The organism is Oerskovia douganii (genome assembly GCF_015142735.1).
Taxonomy (GTDB): domain Bacteria; phylum Actinomycetota; class Actinomycetes; order Actinomycetales; family Cellulomonadaceae; genus Oerskovia; species Oerskovia douganii.
In genome coordinates this window covers 1-16,223 of record NZ_JACSPN010000044.1, presented here as the reverse complement: position 1 = coordinate 16,223, position 16,223 = coordinate 1, and the positions used below count along the sequence as shown (strand labels likewise).

17 protein-coding genes are annotated in these 16,223 nt (G+C 71.3%); 11 read left to right on the top strand and 6 right to left on the bottom strand.

The features are described from left to right. Positions 1–417 precede the first annotated feature (417 nt). The 3 genes from H9623_RS18900 to H9623_RS18890 form a co-directional block, all read right to left on the bottom strand. Positions 418–1,890 (bottom strand): flotillin family protein, encoded by a 1,473-nt coding sequence (locus H9623_RS18900; RefSeq protein WP_191804178.1) that lies wholly within the window; start codon positions 1,888–1,890, stop codon positions 418–420. A 114-nt stretch (positions 1,891–2,004) separates the two neighbouring features. Next, entirely contained in the window at positions 2,005–2,499 is a 495-nt protein-coding gene (locus H9623_RS18895) for an NfeD family protein (RefSeq protein WP_318244556.1), read from the bottom strand. Positions 2,500–2,673: 174 nt separating this feature from the next. Then, complete coding sequence (locus tag H9623_RS18890) at positions 2,674–3,777, bottom strand: phosphotransferase family protein (RefSeq protein WP_191804176.1); 1,104 nt, start codon at positions 3,775–3,777, stop codon at positions 2,674–2,676. A 148-nt stretch (positions 3,778–3,925) separates the two neighbouring features. On the opposite strand from H9623_RS18890, the gene H9623_RS18885 reads away from it, so the two are divergent. The 7 genes from H9623_RS18885 to H9623_RS18855 are packed head-to-tail and all read left to right on the top strand — an operon-like array spanning position 3,926 to position 8,115. Next, complete coding sequence (locus H9623_RS18885; protein ID WP_191804174.1) at positions 3,926–4,216, top strand: hypothetical protein; 291 nt, start codon at positions 3,926–3,928, stop codon at positions 4,214–4,216. After that, entirely contained in the window at positions 4,216–4,821 is a 606-nt protein-coding gene (locus H9623_RS18880) for a hypothetical protein (protein ID WP_193721544.1), read from the top strand. Before H9623_RS18885 ends, H9623_RS18880 begins: the two co-directional genes overlap by 1 nt. Then, on the top strand, positions 4,818–5,696 hold the full coding sequence (locus H9623_RS18875; RefSeq protein ID WP_193721543.1) for a hypothetical protein: 879 nt from the start codon (positions 4,818–4,820) through the stop codon (positions 5,694–5,696). The genes H9623_RS18880 and H9623_RS18875 overlap by 4 nt, the downstream gene beginning before the upstream one ends. A gap of 10 nt (positions 5,697–5,706) precedes the next feature. After that, a complete protein-coding gene (locus H9623_RS18870) occupies positions 5,707–6,273 on the top strand; it encodes a hypothetical protein (protein ID WP_191804168.1) in 567 nt (188 codons plus the stop codon). Further along, positions 6,270–6,971 (top strand): hypothetical protein, encoded by a 702-nt coding sequence (locus H9623_RS18865; RefSeq protein ID WP_191804166.1) that lies wholly within the window; start codon positions 6,270–6,272, stop codon positions 6,969–6,971. The genes H9623_RS18870 and H9623_RS18865 overlap by 4 nt, the downstream gene beginning before the upstream one ends. After that, a complete protein-coding gene (locus H9623_RS18860; protein WP_193721542.1) occupies positions 6,971–7,465 on the top strand; it encodes a hypothetical protein in 495 nt (164 codons plus the stop codon). The genes H9623_RS18865 and H9623_RS18860 overlap by 1 nt, the downstream gene beginning before the upstream one ends. Next, positions 7,462–8,115 (top strand): hypothetical protein, encoded by a 654-nt coding sequence (locus tag H9623_RS18855; RefSeq protein ID WP_191804162.1) that lies wholly within the window; start codon positions 7,462–7,464, stop codon positions 8,113–8,115. The genes H9623_RS18860 and H9623_RS18855 overlap by 4 nt, the downstream gene beginning before the upstream one ends. A gap of 37 nt (positions 8,116–8,152) precedes the next feature. Here the strand turns inward: H9623_RS18855 and H9623_RS18850 are convergent, their stop codons facing one another. After that, positions 8,153–9,940 carry a pyruvate dehydrogenase gene (locus tag H9623_RS18850; protein WP_191804160.1) on the bottom strand — a complete coding sequence of 596 codons (1,788 nt, stop codon included), beginning with the start codon at positions 9,938–9,940 and terminating at the stop codon, positions 8,153–8,155. A gap of 214 nt (positions 9,941–10,154) precedes the next feature. After that, positions 10,155–11,405 carry an MFS transporter gene (locus H9623_RS18845; protein WP_321575552.1) on the bottom strand — a complete coding sequence of 417 codons (1,251 nt, stop codon included), beginning with the start codon at positions 11,403–11,405 and terminating at the stop codon, positions 10,155–10,157. A 157-nt stretch (positions 11,406–11,562) separates the two neighbouring features. On the opposite strand from H9623_RS18845, the gene H9623_RS20130 reads away from it, so the two are divergent. Beyond that, complete coding sequence (locus H9623_RS20130) at positions 11,563–11,868, top strand: GNAT family N-acetyltransferase (RefSeq protein WP_193721541.1); 306 nt, start codon at positions 11,563–11,565, stop codon at positions 11,866–11,868. Positions 11,869–12,064: 196 nt separating this feature from the next. Here H9623_RS20130 and pgm read toward each other — a convergent pair whose 3' ends face one another. Next, the gene (gene pgm / locus H9623_RS18835) at positions 12,065–13,747 is read right to left on the bottom strand and encodes a phosphoglucomutase (alpha-D-glucose-1,6-bisphosphate-dependent) (protein ID WP_193721540.1); all 1,683 of its coding nucleotides are present in this window, start codon (positions 13,745–13,747) and stop codon (positions 12,065–12,067) included. Between the two features lie 136 nt (positions 13,748–13,883). Here pgm and H9623_RS18830 point away from each other — a divergent pair, with 136 nt between their 5' ends. The 3 genes from H9623_RS18830 to H9623_RS18820 all read left to right on the top strand — a co-directional run bounded on the left by H9623_RS18830 (position 13,884) and on the right by H9623_RS18820 (position 16,116). Further along, positions 13,884–14,207 carry a rhodanese-like domain-containing protein gene (locus tag H9623_RS18830; protein ID WP_193721539.1) on the top strand — a complete coding sequence of 108 codons (324 nt, stop codon included), beginning with the start codon at positions 13,884–13,886 and terminating at the stop codon, positions 14,205–14,207. 54 nt (positions 14,208–14,261) lie between these two features. After that, entirely contained in the window at positions 14,262–15,086 is an 825-nt protein-coding gene (locus H9623_RS18825) for a DUF5926 family protein (protein ID WP_193721538.1), read from the top strand. Between the two features lie 250 nt (positions 15,087–15,336). After that, positions 15,337–16,116, top strand: coding sequence for a glycosyltransferase family 2 protein (locus H9623_RS18820; RefSeq protein WP_193721545.1), 780 nt, complete (start codon positions 15,337–15,339; stop codon positions 16,114–16,116). The last annotated feature ends 107 nt before the right edge of the window (positions 16,117–16,223 follow it).

The window sequence follows — 16,223 nt, the reverse complement described above, 5'->3', positions numbered from 1 at the left end:
AAACTCACGACCGAACGAACCTGCAGGTCAGCGCGCCGTCGCGCCGATCACATCACCGCGCCTGGTGAGAACGCCTCATGGTCCCGCTTCCGAGGGCGAAACTCCCGGCGGCCCCAAGGTCGTCACCAGTGCGGCCAGAAAGAGGGCCGAGCGTGCGCGACCCGACGCCCGCGCTCGCGACGACGTGATTCTTTCAACATTCTTCCCCCTGGATGTGAGCGACCTTGCTCGTGCGGTTCGAGACGATAGCAGGTGGACGACGCAGGTTGGAAGCGCGGGTTCTCAAGAATTTCCCGACCGTCATCCAGGTATTGACCGTCCGGCTCGGTTTCGAGGATCTCCTGTCGTCGTCGGGCACAGCGCCCGAGGCGGGCTCGTGGATGGATCTGCCTCGGGCGCGAATGCGCCAAGCTGGTGTCAGTTCGAGGACGCGGCCGTCCCGTTCGACGCGGACTGCCCCGTCAGGTGCCCACCGGCCAGCCCGGCGATGAGCTGGTTGATGTCGACCCCGGTGAGCTGCTTGATGACCTGCTGCCCCTCGCCCAGGACCGAAGCGACGTTCTTCGTCACGGCGCTCGCGCCGTCGGTCGAGATGACCGTCATGCCCTGGATCTTGCCGATGGGCTCGGCTGCGGCGCGGACGATCTCCGGCAGGCGTTCGATGAGCTCCTGGACCAGGGCGGCCTCGCCGTACTTCTTGAGCGCCTCGGCCTTGGCGTCGGTCGCGACGGCCTCCGCGCGGCCCTCGGCCTCGACCGCGAACGCTCGCGCCTCACCCTCGGCCTTGATACCGACGGCCAGGGCGACCTGGCGGTCACGCTCGGCCTCGCCGGCGCGGCGGACGGCCTCGGCGGACGCCTCGGCGTCCTGGATCGCGGCGGTCTTGTTGGCCTCGGCGATCGTGGTGCGCTTGTACGCGTCGGCCTCGGTGGCCGCGTTCGACGAGTCGCGCTGGGCGTTGGCGCGCTGGACCTCGGCGTAGGCCGCGGCCTCGGCGGGCTTGCGGATCTCGATGTCGAGGCGCTCCTGCGTCACGCGGGCCTGCTCGGCCAGGGCCTCTCGCTCCTCGACCGCGACCAGGCGCTCCTGCTCGGCGCGGGCGAGCTGACCCGCGGCCTCGGCCTCCGCGTTGGCCTTGTCGGTCTCGGCCTTGATGATGGCGCGCTTGAGGTCGAGGGCCTTCTGGCGCTCGGCGATCTGCTCGGCGGCGTCGATCGCGGCGAACTCCGACGCGCGCTGCGCCTCGGCCTCGGAGACCTCGGCGACCTGGCGGGCACGGGCGGCCTCGGCGCGGCCCAGGTTCGAGAGGTAGTCGGAGCCGGGCGTCGAGATGTCGGAGATGTTGAGCAGGTCGACCTGCAGGCCCTGCTCCGAGAGGTCCGTCTTGGTGGACTCGACGACGCGGTCGGAGAGGCCCTTGCGGTCGGAGATGATCTGCTCGATCGTCATGTCGCCCACGATCGAGCGCAGCGAGCCCTCGAGGGACTCCTTGATGATCTCGGTCAGCGTGCCCTGCTGGGACAGGAATCGCTGGGCCGCGCGACGCACGCCCTCCTCGTCGCCCCGGACCTTGAAGTTGATCGACGCCTTGATGGCGATCTTGATGCGGTTCTTGTCGACGCCCTCGACCGTGATGCCGATCTGGCGCTGCTCGAGCGAGATGGAGAAGCCTTGCTGGAGGATGGGCCACACGAACGTGCGCCCGCCCGTGACGACGCGCTGGCCCGAGCCCGCGGCCTCCTTGCGGCCTGCGCCGCGCCCGACGATGATCAGGGCCTCGTTCGGGGGGACGCGGCGGATGCGCTTGGCGATGAACGTGATGATCGCGAAGAACGCGATGACGAGGGCGATCGTGGCGATGATGCCGACGAGGTTGGGGTCTTCGAGCATGTCGGTACGCGCCTGCGGCGCGACTCCTTTCGGTGGCGGGTCGTGCGAGCGGGTCGTGCGGTGGTGCCGTGGTGCGTCCGGGCTCCGGGTTGAGACAGGGCCCGGGTGGTCGCGTCAGTCGTTGGGGTAGTACCGCCGGACGCGCACGCGGGTCCCGGACTGCTCGAGCACGACGACGCGGGCCCCCGTGGGGATCGGCTCGTCGGCCCAGGCGAGGCGTCGTTCGAGCTCGCGTGCGGCGTCGAGCGAGACCTCGCCGGTCGCGGGGGAGATGTCGCTCGTCGCGGTCCCCTGGACGCCGACGAGGGAGACGGGGGCGGCGTCGTCGGACTCGTGGAGCTTCTTGGTGAGCACGGCCACGAGGAGGACGGCCAGGACGGCGAGGATCGCGGAGCCCACGAAGGCCAGGGCGACGGGCAGGTCGTTCGAGACGACTAGCGCTCCGGTCGCACCGAACACGATCGCCCCGACGCCCAGGGACGTCCCGGAGACTGCGCCGTCCCCGAGCTCGATGAACTCTCCGAGGACCATCGAGACCAGCACGAGCACGAGCCCGACGATGCCGACGACGACGAACGTGATCACCGCATACCCCCCAGGGTCGGTCACGTCGCGTCGCCGAGCACGGCGCCCGAACACTTGACGTGATCGTGAACTTGCCCGAACTCTAGCGTGACTCAACTGTGCCCTGGGACGCGAGAGGGCGCACCCACCCTGCGACCCGTTCGTGTCGGAACCCGCGTGGGCCCTGGACCATGCTGGTTCTGACAAAGGGTTCAGCGGTCAGCGGGAGAGCTGGTCGAGCAGCACCGCGAGGTTCGCGGCGGCCGTGTCGCGGTATCCCTGGACCCATTCGCCCTGGTAGTCGCGCGGTACGACCTCCGTCACGAGCACCGCCGAGATGTACGCGCGGTACAGGAGCAGGCGGACGTCAGCGGCCCCGAGCGTGCTCGCCCCGGGCCGCACCTGCCCGACGGCGGCACGCGCCGGGGGAGCGACGTCCTCGGGCAGGAATTCACCCGGTCCGGGCGACGAGAACCACGGCTCGGAGACCGGGAGGCGGCCCCCTGCCGCGCGGTATCCCGCAGCGAGAGCAGGCGGGACGGGGCCGAGGCCGAGCTGGTCGGCACCTGCGAGCTCGTACAGCGGGTCGGCCCACAGGCACCGCTCGGTGTCGATCACGCCGCTCAGACGCAGCGCGGGCGCCTCCTCGGAGGACGCCGCCTCAGCCGAGAGGAACAGGTTTCCTGGCCACAGGTCGGCGTGGACGAGCCGCGGGACCGTGACCTCGGCGAGCGCGTCGCGGTGGCGCGTGACCACGGTCCGCAGCGCGTCGGCGGGGAGGTCGACGCCCCAGCGCTCCGCGTCCGCGAGGAGGGCATCGACCATGAGGTCGAACGCCTGGGGCCACGTCGGTGCGCTCAACCCCGACGCGGGAGCCGGGTACCCGAACGCCTCCCCCGTCACGGTGTGCAGGCGGGCCATGAACGCGCCGAGGTCGTGCCGCACGCGAACCATCGCGGCGTCGTCGAGCGGGGGCAGCGTGTTCCACACGTCGCCGTCGAGGAACGTGACGACCAGGATGTCGCCGTCGAGCACGGTGCGGCTGAAGTCGGAGTGGACGACGCGCGGCATGAGGAGGTCGGGGCGGTCCACGACGCGCCGGTAGACGTCCTCCTCCGTGCCGAGGATCCCGTGCTCGTAGCGCAGGAGGCGCGACGTGTCGGCGCTCGTGATCTTCACGACGAGCCGACGGCCGTCGGTGAGGTCGATCCGGAAGGTCGAGGCGAACATGCCGCCGTCCAGGGGGGCTGCGTCGGCGATCTCGCCGAGCGGGGACACGATGCGGGAGAGCTGGTCGTCGGTGACCGTCATCTTGGTGAGCACGGTGGGATCGTATCGATTCGACCCACCGTGCGGAACCCCTGACGGGGACAACTCCCCATGTCAGTGCCCCCGACCCGGCTGCTAACGTGGCGCCGCGCGTGAGGGCCCGACCGACAGGTGTCCCACGGCAACCGACGAAGGGGAGAGCGTGAGCGCCAGGTTGCAGGTCGACACGAACGTGCTCGTCGACGCCGGGCGCCAGCTCCGGCTCGTCGCCACCGAGTTCCACGGTGCCGGCGACAACGCCGGACGAGCAGCGGCCGCAGTGGGGCACGAAGGGCTGGCCGGTGCCCTGCGGTCGTTCGAGAGCAACTGGGACGACCGCCGCGAGAAGATGGTCGAGCACATCAGCGCCCTCGCCGAGCAGTGCTCGGGAGTCGGGGACACGTTCGAGCAGCTCGACACGGAGTTCGCCGCAGCGCTCAAGGGGGAGTCCTGATGTCACGCCCGTACGACTGGTACCCGCTCGCCTCCACCGACCCCGTGCCAGGCGACCCCGACGTGGTCCACAGCGTGGGGATCGCGTACCGGGAGGTGGCCCAGGCGATCCTCGACGCGAGGGCGAACCTCCTCGCCATTGCAGACATGGACGGCATGACCTCCGAGGCGGTCGAGGAGATCGGCACGAAGGCCAAGGAGATCGCCGAGGAGATCTCCAAGGTCCGGACCCGCTACCAGGAGACCGGCGACGCGCTGATCGAGTACCAGGTGGCGCTCCGCGGCGCGCAGGCCGACGCGGACGACGCGCTCGTGCGTGCCAGGGCCGCCCACGAGGCGAGCGAGACCCAGCGACGGACCCAGGCGATCTACCTCGAGCAGGACCCGTCGAGCGCGCCGCACGCGCAGATGCGTGCCGACGAGGCCGAGTACGCCGCCCAGGTCGCCGAGGGACGGCTCGCCACGGCGGCGTCGGACCTTGCCGACGCGGTGCGTCGGGGGGGCGCCGCGACGCCGCGGCGTCGCGCGCCGAGGAGACGATCAGCAAGGTCATCTCCGAGGACGGGATCAAGGACGGGTGGTGGGAGAACTGGGGCGCGGACATGATGCAGGCGATCAGCGACGTGGCCTCGATAGTCGCCGCGGTGGCCGGGGTGCTGGCGTTGGTGCTCGCCTGGGTCCCCGGTCTGGGGGCGGCGCTTGCTGCGGTGGCACTGATCGCCGGGGCGGTCGCGCTCGTCGCTGACGTGTTCCTGGCCAGCCACGGGGATGCTGGGTGGGGCAACGTGGTCATGGGGGTCCTCGGCCTCGTGACGTTCGGCGTGGGCCGTGTCGTGGGCACGAGCCTCAAGGTCGGGTCGCGTGGAGTGCAGGCCGCCGCCCGTGTCCGAGCCGACCAGGTCTTCCGTGCAGCCTCCGGTCCGGCGGGCGTCCGGCTCGGAGCTCGGCGCCTGCTCAACGACCTGGGGATGTCGCGCTGGGGGATGCGAGCGACACAGCGGGTCGCGGGCGAGGTCGCTGCGGCTCGCTCTCTGCGCCAGGTCGCCTCGGAGGCGTTGAGCCTGCGTGCGATCGGGCGCGACACGTTGAGCGAGCTGCAGGGCTTTCGGCAGTTCAGGTCGCTCAACTGGTCCACGTTCCGCGAGGCCGTCGTCGAGGTGCCAGGGGCCCAGGGCAAGTTCCTCGCTCTCGTCGGGTTCGGAGCGGAGGGCCGAGGGCTGGCCTCCGTGGGGCTGGCCGATCCCAGCCTGCTCAGGAACGTCGTCCCGGCCGGCGCGACCCCTGCCACTGCGTCAGCCCTCGTCTCAAGCTATGACGAGCTGCAGAGTGCGATCCGCTACGGTGGCGTCGCAGCGAACTTCACGATCGGCAACGCCGCGACCGCCGCTGGGAACACCATGGTGTCGTCCGTCAAGCTCGTCGACGACAAGGTCATGACTCCCACCCCGGGCGCTCCTCAAAGCGTCCTGAACCTGAACTGAGAGGTCTGACGTGCCGAGGATCGTCGATTTCGATACCACCGCTCCTGCCGAGTGGATCGGTTGGCGCACGGGCTGCGGGACGCTGGCGGAAGAGGCGATGGCACAGCTCGAGGGGCCGGACGAGGTCGTTGCGCATCGCCTCGACGCAGTGCGGGCGCTCGAGAAGGAGCTGATCGACCAGTCGCTCCTCGCGGGGGGCCTGTGGATGCTCGACCCACTGGGCCCGCCCGTCGCGCAGTTCTCGCTCGGGCTGCTGACGGTCGACCCGGACCTGAACCTCACTCCCCAGCGGTTGATGCGCAAGATCCGACGGCCGGAGAAGGTCCGGGGCACCCGGGTCTTCGACTACTCGACGGCTGCGGGCGAGGTCAGCAGCGGACCCGCCGTAGTCCAGGTCGAGGTGCGAGGAGATCAGGACGGCCAGGTCCGCTCCTGCATCTCTCAGACGATCTTTCCCCGAGGTACCTCCGATCTGATGCGTTTCGAGTACGTGACCCATCTGCCAGGGGCCTTCGTGGCGCTCAGCAAGGAAGCGATCGACATCGGCGAGTCCCTGACGGTCGAGATCGGCGAATGACAGCACCCGACACGAGCCAGGTCCGCCGGACGGGGGAGCTGGGCCTGCTCCTGCCGAGCGACTGGTGGGTCGTTCACCTCCAGGACGAGAGGGCGCGACGCCGCTCGGTCCAGGCTCTCGTCCAGCGTCAGTTCGGACGTACCGACTCGCCGACGCCGCTGGCCCTCGATGCACGACGCGAGCTGGACGCGGTGACGCTTGCGGCGGCCCGATCGGGCGGAGGGATCATGGCCTTCTCGCTGCTCCGTGTGGCCGACGTCCCCCTGCCGGCGTCCGTCACGACGTTCAGGCTCCCGGCGCCGACCGGCCCGGCCGCCGGGTCCGGCGACACGCTGATCGCTCTTGCCGAGCTGATCCGGTCCGAGGACGTGAGCACCGAGGTCGAGCTCGCTGAAGGCCCTCTGGGTCAGGTCGTGCGCGCAGTCTCGGTGGGGCGAGGGCCAGAGGCACTCGGTGCCGAGACGATCGACCAGCTCAGCGTCCGCTACTGGCTCGACCCCGACGACGGGCTCGGCCGTTACCACCTGGCCTTCAGTACCCCGCTCGTCCGGTTCCGGGACGCGATGCTCGATCTCTTCGACGTGCTGGTCGCCTCCGTGGGGTACAGCGAGCCCGGGGCCGAGGACGGAGATTCAGCGCCCGGCGACGACGAGGCGTCCAACCACGACGAGTGGCCCACGCCAGGCGTTGGCACCTGATGGTTCCGGTGGTGGAGTATCCGGAGTTTCCGTCGGGGTATGAGACGACGCCGTTGGGGTGGGTGTTCTTCGGTGCGGGGATCTTGGGTGTGTTCGTCTGGGTGTATGCGGTGTTCGCGGCGCGGTCGTGGGGTCGTCGGGGTGGTGGGTTGTTGGTGGCTCCGTTGGTCGTGGGTCTGGTGCTGCTGGTCGGTGGTCTGGGTGGTGCGTGGATCACGGAGCAGGTGGTCAAGGCGCGGTTGGAGCGCACGAACGACGCATTGTGGGACGAGTACAAGGCGTTCGAAGAGGGGGTTCTCGACGATCTCGAGGACGCGTACGGGGTGGTGCTGCGGACGAGCCAAGCCTTCCCCTTCCGTGGAAGCCAGATCGGCATGACGGCGACCTTCCCGGACGGGCGTGACGAGGAGTGCGTGCTGACGGCGGGTGAGGAGTTCTTGGTGCTCGACTGCCCGAGCGAGCTGCCGCGGGATCCGGCGAGGTCGGCGTCGTGACGGGCGGTCCTCAGGAGACCGCCGGCTCACGGGCCCGGCTCGGCCTGGTCCTCCAGTCGGTGGGGGCCGCCACGTTCGTCGCGCTGCTGGTCTGGCGTGCATTCCTGGCGCCCGACGCCGTGGGGCCGTGGGCGGTCGTGCTGGCTGTCGCGCTGGTCGTCGCGGGCGTGACGGGGTTCGGGCTCGTCGTGCGGCGCCGTCGGCTCCGCCTGATCTCGACCGTGCGAGCGAATCGACCCGGTGCGCGGATCGTCGTCGCGCACGTCCCTGACGAGCTGCCTGGCGCGCTGGTCGCGGCCGGCCGGTGGGTACCGGGCATGAGACGGGCGTCGCTGTTCGGAGCTGCCCTCGCAGCGGACGGCAGAGGTGTCGAGCTGTGGACGGCGGGTGCTGCTCGGCCCCTGCTCGCCCTCCCGTGGACCCAGGTGGCTGCCATCACCGCTGGTCCCCCCACTCCCGGTCCGCGGGGTGCTCAGCCGGCCGTCCGGGTGCACGCCCTGGACGGCGTCGCGCTCCCGATCGTGCCGGCCGGTGGGAACGGGACCCGGTGGCGGGGAGCGCGCCAGCGCGAGGTGGACGCCGTCGTGGCCGACCTGCGATCCGTGCGCGACGGCGCCCCCCTGCCGAGCCCGCCGACCGACCCGGCGTGACCGCGGCCCGCGTCGCCTCCGGCTCTCCCGACCACCCCTAGGGTCGCGGCACGTTCCGCAGGTTCGCCCGGGCCATCGACACGACCTCTCCCATGCCGCCGCCCAGGACCTCCTTGCTCATCGCGACCGCGAAGCCTCGCACCTGCCCGGCCGTGATGGTCGGGGGCAGGGACAGCGCGCGCGGGTCGGTCACGACGTCGACCAGCGCAGGCCCCGGGCGGGACAGGGCCCCGCGCAGCGCGCCACGCACGTCCTTGGCCCGCTCGACCCGCACCGACGGGATCCCGATCGCGTTCGCGACCGCCGCGTAGTCGATGTGCGGCGACTCGGTGCCGAACATGGGCAGCCCGTCGACGAGCATCTCGAGGCGCACCATCCCCAGGCTGGCGTTGTCGAACAGGACGATCTTCACGGGCAGCTCGTAGGCCTTGATGGTGATGAGCTCGCCCAGCAGCATCGACAGCCCGCCGTCTCCCGCCATCGCGACGACCTGCCGGTCCGGCTGGGCGGCCGCGACGCCGATCGCGTGCGGCACCGCGTTCGCCATGGACCCGTGCAGGAACGACCCGATCACGCGGCGCTTGCCGTTGGGGCTGATGTACCGGGCGGCCCACACGTTGCACATGCCCGTGTCCACGGTGAAGACCGCGTCGTCGGCAGCCTCCTGGTCGAGGAGGTCCGCGACGTACTCGGGGTGGATGGGCGTGTGCTTCTCGACGTCCTTGGTGTACGCACCGACCACGCCCGTCATCGACCGTTCGTGCTTCTTGACCATGGAGTCGAGGAACGAGCGGTTCTTGGCCGTGTTCACGAGCGGCAGCAGGAGCCGCACGGTCTCGCCCACGTCGCCCACGACGGCGACGTCGAGCCGGGTCCGGCGACCCAGGTGCGTGGGGTCGATGTCGACCTGCGCGGTCCGCACGGACTCGGGCAGGAACTGGTCGTAGGGGAAGTCGGTGCCCAGCAGGAGCAGGAGGTCCGCCTCCTGCATGGCGTCGTGCGCGGCGCCGTAGCCGAGCAGGCCGCTCATCCCGACGTCGAACGGGTTGTCGTACTGGATCCACTCCTTGCCGCGCAGCGAGTGACCGACGGGGGCGGCGATCTTGTCGGCGAGCGCGATCACGTCGTCGTGCGCGCCGCGTGTCCCGACGCCCGCGAAGATCGTGACCTTCTTGGCCTTGTTGATGGCATCGGCCAGGTTCCGGAGCGCGTCCGCGTCGGGGATGATCCGCGGCTTGGCCGGGTGCACCGCGACGTCGATGACCTCGGCTGCGGCGTCGAGGTCCGCGACGTCGCCCGGGATGGTCAGGACAGAGACGCCCGGGGCGCCGTACGCGTGGTGGATCGCGGAGTTGATGACACGCGGCGCCTGCGTGGCCGAGGAGATCATCTCGGAGTACACCGAGCACTCGGTGAAGAGGCGGTCGGGGTGCGTCTCCTGGAAGAAGCCCGTCCCGATCTGTGCGCTCGGGATGTGGCTCGCGATCGCGAGGACGGGCACCTTGGAGCGGTTCGCGTCGTAGAGGCCGTTGATGAGGTGCAGGTTGCCGGGCCCGCACGAGCCCGCGCACACCGCGAGCTTGCCCGTGATCTCGGCCTCGGCCGCGGCGGCGAACGCCGCGGACTCCTCGTGGCGCACGTGCACCCACTCGATGCCCTTGCCCTTCCCCTTCTGGCTGCGGCGGACCGCGTCGACCACGGGGTTGAGGCTGTCGCCCACGATCCCGTAGATCCGCTCGACCCCCGCCTCGATGAGCTGCGCGACGAGCAGATCGGCGACCGTCCTGTTCCGCTTGTCCTGGGGACGACCGAGTCCGAGAGCCATGGGAAACCTCCGCACGAAAGGGTTGGGGACTCTTCCATCGTGCGCCGGAACGTCGGACGGCGCAGCCGCTGGGGCCGTTCCGCGCGTCACGTCCGGGTGTCAGGTCCGCGTCACACGAGAGGGGCCCGACGCCGACCGGCCCGGGCGCGTCACGCCCCGGCGAGGGGCCCGCCCACCGGGGTGGCGTCGTCGGGCAGGGGGGCGCGGGAGGGCGCTACGCCTCGTCCACGGCCTCCTCGCGGGGGGCGCCGCGGCGCAGGACCCGCAGCGACCCGAGGACGGCGACCACCGCGAGGCCCCCGGCGATCATCACGACCTGGAAGCCCGCGTGCGCGCCCGCGGCGTCGATGCGCGAGCCAGCGATCGACGCCCCGAACGACACCCCCACGCCCAGCGACGTCCCGACCCACGCGAGCCCCTCGGTGAGCTGGTGCGGCGTCACCAGGTTCTGGACCAGGGCGTTGCCGTTGATGAGTGTCGGGGCGATGGTGAAGCCCGTGACGAACATGACGACGGCCAGCATGGGCAGCGACGTGACCACGAAGAACAGCGAGACGCCCAGGGCGAGGGCGACCATGCCGATCGCGAACCGCTTCCACAGGGGCGAGACCCAGTGCCGTGCCCCGTACGCGAGGCCCGAGATGAGCGAGCCCATCGCGAACACCGCGAGGATCAGGCCCGACGCCGACTTGGACCCCTGCTCCTCGGCGAACGCGATGGTCGAGACGTCGGTCGCGCCGAAGATGAAGCCCATCGCGACGAACACCACGGCGAGGACGACCATCCCGGGCGACCGCATCGCCGACCGGTGCTTGACGCCCGGGACGGCTGCGATCACGGGGGGTTCGGTGCGGCGCTGCGAGAGGAACCAGACGCCGCCCACGACCGCGGCGATCGCCGGGACGATGATGCCCGCGGAGTCGGTGACCTCGGTCGCGAGCAGGGTCGCGAGGACGGGGCCCACGACGAACACGAGCTCGTCGAGAGCGGACTCCAGGGAGTAGGCCGTGTGGAGCTGGCGCGAGTCGGTGACGACGTGGCTCCAGCGCGCGCGGACCATCGAGCCGTAGGACCCGATGCTCGCGCCCGCGACGACGGCCGTCGCATACAGCCAGATGTCGGGTGCCTGGTTGACCGCGGCGAGGATGAGGCCGACGAGGCCTGCGGTGCTCACGACCAGCAGCGGCCGCATGACCTTGGCCTGCCCGACGCGGTCGACGTACCGTGCGATCTGCGGCGAGGCGATGGCCTGCGCGATCACGTAGGCCGCGGACACGCGTCCGGCGAGGGCGTAGGAGTCGTAGATGCCCTGGATCATCAGGACGATCCCGATGCCGACCATGGACATGGGGAGCCTCGCCACGACCGCGGCGGCCGAGAAGTTCAGCGCCCCCGGCTTGCTGAGGACGACACGGTAGGGGTTGCGGGAGTCGTCTGCCGCAGTGCGAGGGGGGTCTTGTACCACCGTCTCATTCTCCCATCCGGTGCCGGTCTCCCGAACGCCTCCTGGGCACACTCGCGCGCACCCCTCCCGGCCCGCGACCGACCGCCCGCGAGCCCCCTCCGAGTGTCACCGCTCGACCGGGCGCGCGCGAACCGATGTCGGCCCTCATGATGAACGGGTGAGCGAGCAGACGCAGGAGATCGAGATCGCGGTCGTCGACAACACGGCCGAGGAGCGGTTCGAGGCGCGCACGACCGACGGGGAGGTCGCGGGCTTCGCCGCCTACGTGCGGCAACCCGGCCAGGTCGTGTTCACGCACACCGAGGTCGACGACGCCTACGCGGGCCACGGCGTCGGGTCGACGCTCGCGCGCGGTGCGCTCGACCAGGTGCGGGCGTCGGGCCAGAAGGTCGTGCCGCTGTGCCCGTTCGTCCGGGCGTTCGTGCAGCTCCACGAGGAGTACCAGGACCTGCTCGCGCACTGAGTCGCAGGGCCCGTCGGGCTGCCCAGGTACCCGCCGGGCCTGCCCAGGTGGTCGGGGGGGGGCAGGTACCCGCCGGGCCCAGGTGCCGAGAACGGGGTTGAGGTCGCCATCAGCTCGATGGCGACCTCAACCCCGTTCTCGGCGGCCGAGCGGCGGCCGAGCGGCGGCCGAGCGGCGGCCGAGCGGCGGCTCGGCGTCAGCCGCCCAGGGCGTCCGAGACGACCTGCTTGGCCTCGTCCTGCACCTGCGCCAGGTGCTCGGCCGAGACGAACGACTCGGCGTAGATCTTGTACACGTTCTCCGTGCCAGAGGGGCGTGCCGCGAACCACGCGTTCTCCGTCGTGACCTTGAGACCGCCGATCGCCGCGCCGTTGCCCGGGGCCTTCGTGAGCTTCGCGGTGATCTCCTCGCCCGCGAGCGTCGTCGACGTGACCTGCTCGGGGCTCAGCTTCGCGAGGGCAGACTTCTCCTCGAGCGAGGCCGGCGCGTCGACGCGGGCGTACCAGGACTCGCCGTACTGCTCGACGAGCCGGGCGTGGTGCTGCGACGGGGTCTTGCCCGTGGTCGCGAGGATCTCGGAGGCGAGCAGCGCGAGCAGCAGGCCGTCCTTGTCCGTGGTCCACACGCCGCCGTTCTTCCGCAGGAACGACGCCCCCGCGGACTCCTCGCCGCCGAAGCCCACCGAGCCGTCGAGCAGCCCGGGCACGAACCACTTGAAGCCGACCGGCACCTCGTCGACGCGACGGCCCAGGCCCGCGCCGACCCGGTCGATGAGCGAGGAGGACACGAGGGTCTTGCCGATCGCGGCGTCGTCCCGCCACCCCGGGCGCGCGCCGCCGTACAGGTAGTCGATCGCGACCGCGAGGTAGTGGTTGGGGTTCATGAGGCCCGCGTCCGGGGTCACGATCCCGTGGCGGTCGGAGTCCGCGTCGTTGCCCGTCGCGATGTCGAACGTCGAGGTCGCGTCGGGGTCGGTCATCTTCTGCACGAGCGAGGCCATGGCGTACGGCGACGAGCAGTCCATGCGGATCTTGCCGTCCCAGTCCAGGGTCATGAAGCCCCAGCGCGGGTCCACCTGCGGGTTCACGACCGTCAGGTCCAGCCCGTAGCGCTCCCCGATCTCGCCCCAGTACTCGACCGACGCCCCACCCAGGGGGTCGGCGCCGATCGAGACGCCCGCGTCACGGACGGCCTCGAGGTCGAGCACGTTCGCCAGGTCGTCGACGTACGCCGTGAGGAAGTCGTGGCGGTGCGTCGTGCCGGCGGTCAGCGCCCGGTCCAGCGGGAGGCGACGGACCTGGCCGGCCCCCGAGCGCAGGATCTCGTTCGCGCGGTCCGCGATCCAGCCCGTCGCCTCGGAGTCGGCGGGGCCGCCGTGCGGCGGGTTGTACTTGAACCCGCCGTCGCGGGGCGGGTTGTGCGACGGCGTCACGACGATGCCGTCCGCGAGCCCCGGGCCGCTCGTGCGGACCCCTTCCTCGGTGGCCGCTCCGTTGTGCAGCAGGATCGACTGGGACACGGCCGGGGTCGGAGTGAACGAGTCGCGCGCGTCGATGTACGTCTGGACGCCCGCCGCGGCCAGGACCTCGAGGGCCGTCTGCCAGGCAGGGAGCGACAGCGCGTGCGTGTCGCGGCCGATGAACAGGGGACCGTCGGTGCCCTGCGAGCGCCGGTACTCCACGATCGCCGCGGTGATCGCGATGATGTGCCCCTCGTTGAACGCGTGGTCCAGGCTCGACCCGCGGTGGCCCGACGTCCCGAACACCACCTTCTGCGCGGGGTCGTCGACGTCGGGGGAGAGGTCGTAGTAGGCGCCGACCACGGCGTCCACGTCGATGAGGTCCTGGGGCTGGGCGGGCGTACCGGCGCGTGGGTCCATGGACCGATCCTGCCACTGGTGGGGGTGTCGGTGCCGAGCAGGCGGTCGCGATTCGTCCGGGCCGGATTCTCGACCACGACCGCCTGGTCCGCGGACCGGCCCGACGACGTCGCGTCAGAAACGTAGGCTGGTCACCATGTTCCCGCCCCAGGTACCCACGACCGACGTGTCCGAGCTCGACGCCGAGCGCCCCGTCCCCGAGGGCGTCGTGCTCCTCGACGTGCGCGAGCAGGACGAGTGGGACGCGGGCCACGCGCCCGACGCCGTCCACATCCCCCTCGGCGAGCTCCCCGTCCGCTGGGGAGAGCTGGACCCCGACGTCCCGATCCTCGTGATCTGCCACTCGGGCGGCCGCTCGGCGCGCGCCGCCGCCTGGCTCAACCAGGGCGACTTCGACGCGACCAACCTCGACGGCGGCATGGCCGCGTGGGCGCAGCGCGGGCTGCCGATCGAGCGGTAGCGGGTCCGCCGGACCCCGCACCGCCCCCTCATCCGCTCCCACTACACTTCCCCCATGGCCAAGAACTCGACGCCCGACTTCGTGCTGCGCCCCTTCGAGGGCCTCCCCGGCGAGACCGACTGGGTCGCCCTGCGGGAGGTCGTCCCGTCGGCCTCGGCACCCGCCCGCACCACCGAGGAGTTCGGCGCGCGCGACGTCCTCGTGGTGACGGTCCTGCCGGCCGGGTGGGCCGCGCTGCACCGTCAGGACGGCAAGATCCTCCTGGCGCTCCAGACGATCGCGGGCTCGGGGGACACGAGCCGTGACCTCGCGGCGGCGCTCCTGGAGGCCATCGAGGCCGAGCCGGGGACGTCGGTCGAGCTGGGCGAGCTGCCCGGCCCGGGCCCGCGTCTGCAGGACGTCCTGGACCTGTCGGTGCCGTTCGAGGTCACGGTCCACGACGACTTCTCGTTCTGGCTCGACCCGACGACGGACGTCACGCCGGACCTGAAGGCGTCGCTCGAGCAGGCGTCGGAGTCGATCGTCCCGACGGTCAAGCTCGAGTCGGTCGAGTCGGCGTACTGGTGCTCGATGAGCCGGGAGTTCCTGCGCTGGGCGTGGCCCGTGGCCGAGGAGGACCTGATCGACGCGATCTCGCGCCTGCACGCGAAGCGCGAGTCGGGTCTGGGCGGCGGCAAGTTCGTCGGGGCGTTCCGGTCGAGCGGCCTGCTGGTGCCGGTGTGGGAGCTGCCGCGGGGCACGCAGGCGGCGGACCTGGAGGAGCCCGTCCAGGAGCTCAAGGCGAAGCTGGACGCGGCGCTCGCGGTCACGGAGCCGCTCGACGCGAACGAGCGACGAGCGCGCGCGGGCATCGTGTCGCGTCAGGTGACGCTGCGCTGAGGTCGGACGCGCCGACGCCGAGGTTCTGAGCAGGGGGCAATACCTCGTCAAGAACCCGAGAACACCGTTCCCGGGGGGACTGTCGTGACTTTGCCACCATGTGTGTGGCAAACTGCGGGAAACTCTTTGCACTACTAGGCTGGACGGCGTGAACGCGGACCATCGGTCGACCGAGTCAGGAAAGAACCCCACCACCGGAACCACCGGCGAGGCCGTCGGTGTCCCCGCGAACGGGACGCACGCGCTCCCGGTGGCCAAGACCCCGCGTCCTGCGCTGCTCCCTGGGGGTGGCAAGCAGAAGCAGCGGGTCGCGGTGATCATCCCCGCCAAGGACGAGGCGCGCCGCATCGCGGCGACGGTGCGGGCAGCCAAGGCGATCCCGCACGTGGACCTCGTCCTGGTGGTCGACGACGGCAGCGAGGACAGCACCCAGCACGTCGCGCGCGAGGCGGGGGCCGTCGTCGTGCGGCACTCGCACAACCGCGGCAAGGCGGCGGCCATGGAGACGGGCGCCGCGGTGGTCGCGATGCGTGACGTCGCGGACCGCCCCGCTCGCCTCCTGCTGTTCATCGACGGCGACCTGGGGGAGACCGCGGTCAACACGGCGCCGCTCGTGGACCCGGTGCTGAACGGTGCCGCGGACATGTCGATCGCCCTGCTCCCGCCGCAGCCCGGTGCGGGCGGCCGCGGGATCGTCGTGGGGGCGGCGCGTCGCGCGATCCAGTCGATGACGGGGTGGACGCCCACGCAGCCGTTGTCCGGCATGCGCTGCCTCACGCGTGAGGCGTTCGAGGCCGCGACGCCGCTCGCGCGCGGCTGGGGCGTGGAGACGGGGCTGACGATCGACCTGCTCCGCAAGGGGTACGTCGCGGTCGAGGTGCCGTGCGACCTGCGCCACCGCCCGTCGGGCTCGGACCTCAAGGGTCAGATCCACCGCGCGAACCAGTACCGCGACGTGCAGCTCGCGGTCGGGGCGCGCCGCATGCGCAGCGCGATCGACGCGCTGAGCGGCAGCAAGCACTCGAGGTAGGTCGTTCACGACGCAGCGCCCGGGCGGTCTGGCGGGTTCTAGCGATCCCCGCAACACCTTGAGTTTCAGGGAGTTGTGGGGATCGTGGTTTCTGGGGAGTTGAAGGC

Excerpts from the sequence above, each read along its gene's own strand:
- H9623_RS18900 (WP_191804178.1), bottom strand. The coding sequence starts at position 1,890 with ATGCTCGAAGACCCCAACCTCGTCGGCATCATCGCCACGATCGCCCTC.
- H9623_RS18880 (WP_193721544.1), top strand. The coding sequence starts at position 4,216 with ATGTCACGCCCGTACGACTGGTACCCGCTCGCCTCCACCGACCCCGTG.
- H9623_RS18875 (WP_193721543.1), top strand. The coding sequence starts at position 4,818 with ATGATGCAGGCGATCAGCGACGTGGCCTCGATAGTCGCCGCGGTGGCC.
- H9623_RS18865 (WP_191804166.1), top strand. The coding sequence starts at position 6,270 with ATGACAGCACCCGACACGAGCCAGGTCCGCCGGACGGGGGAGCTGGGC.
- H9623_RS18860 (WP_193721542.1), top strand. The coding sequence starts at position 6,971 with ATGGTTCCGGTGGTGGAGTATCCGGAGTTTCCGTCGGGGTATGAGACG.
- H9623_RS18850 (WP_191804160.1), bottom strand. The coding sequence starts at position 9,940 with ATGGCTCTCGGACTCGGTCGTCCCCAGGACAAGCGGAACAGGACGGTC.
- pgm (WP_193721540.1), bottom strand. The coding sequence starts at position 13,747 with ATGGACCCACGCGCCGGTACGCCCGCCCAGCCCCAGGACCTCATCGAC.
- H9623_RS18830 (WP_193721539.1), top strand. The coding sequence starts at position 13,884 with ATGTTCCCGCCCCAGGTACCCACGACCGACGTGTCCGAGCTCGACGCC.
- H9623_RS18825 (WP_193721538.1), top strand. The coding sequence starts at position 14,262 with ATGGCCAAGAACTCGACGCCCGACTTCGTGCTGCGCCCCTTCGAGGGC.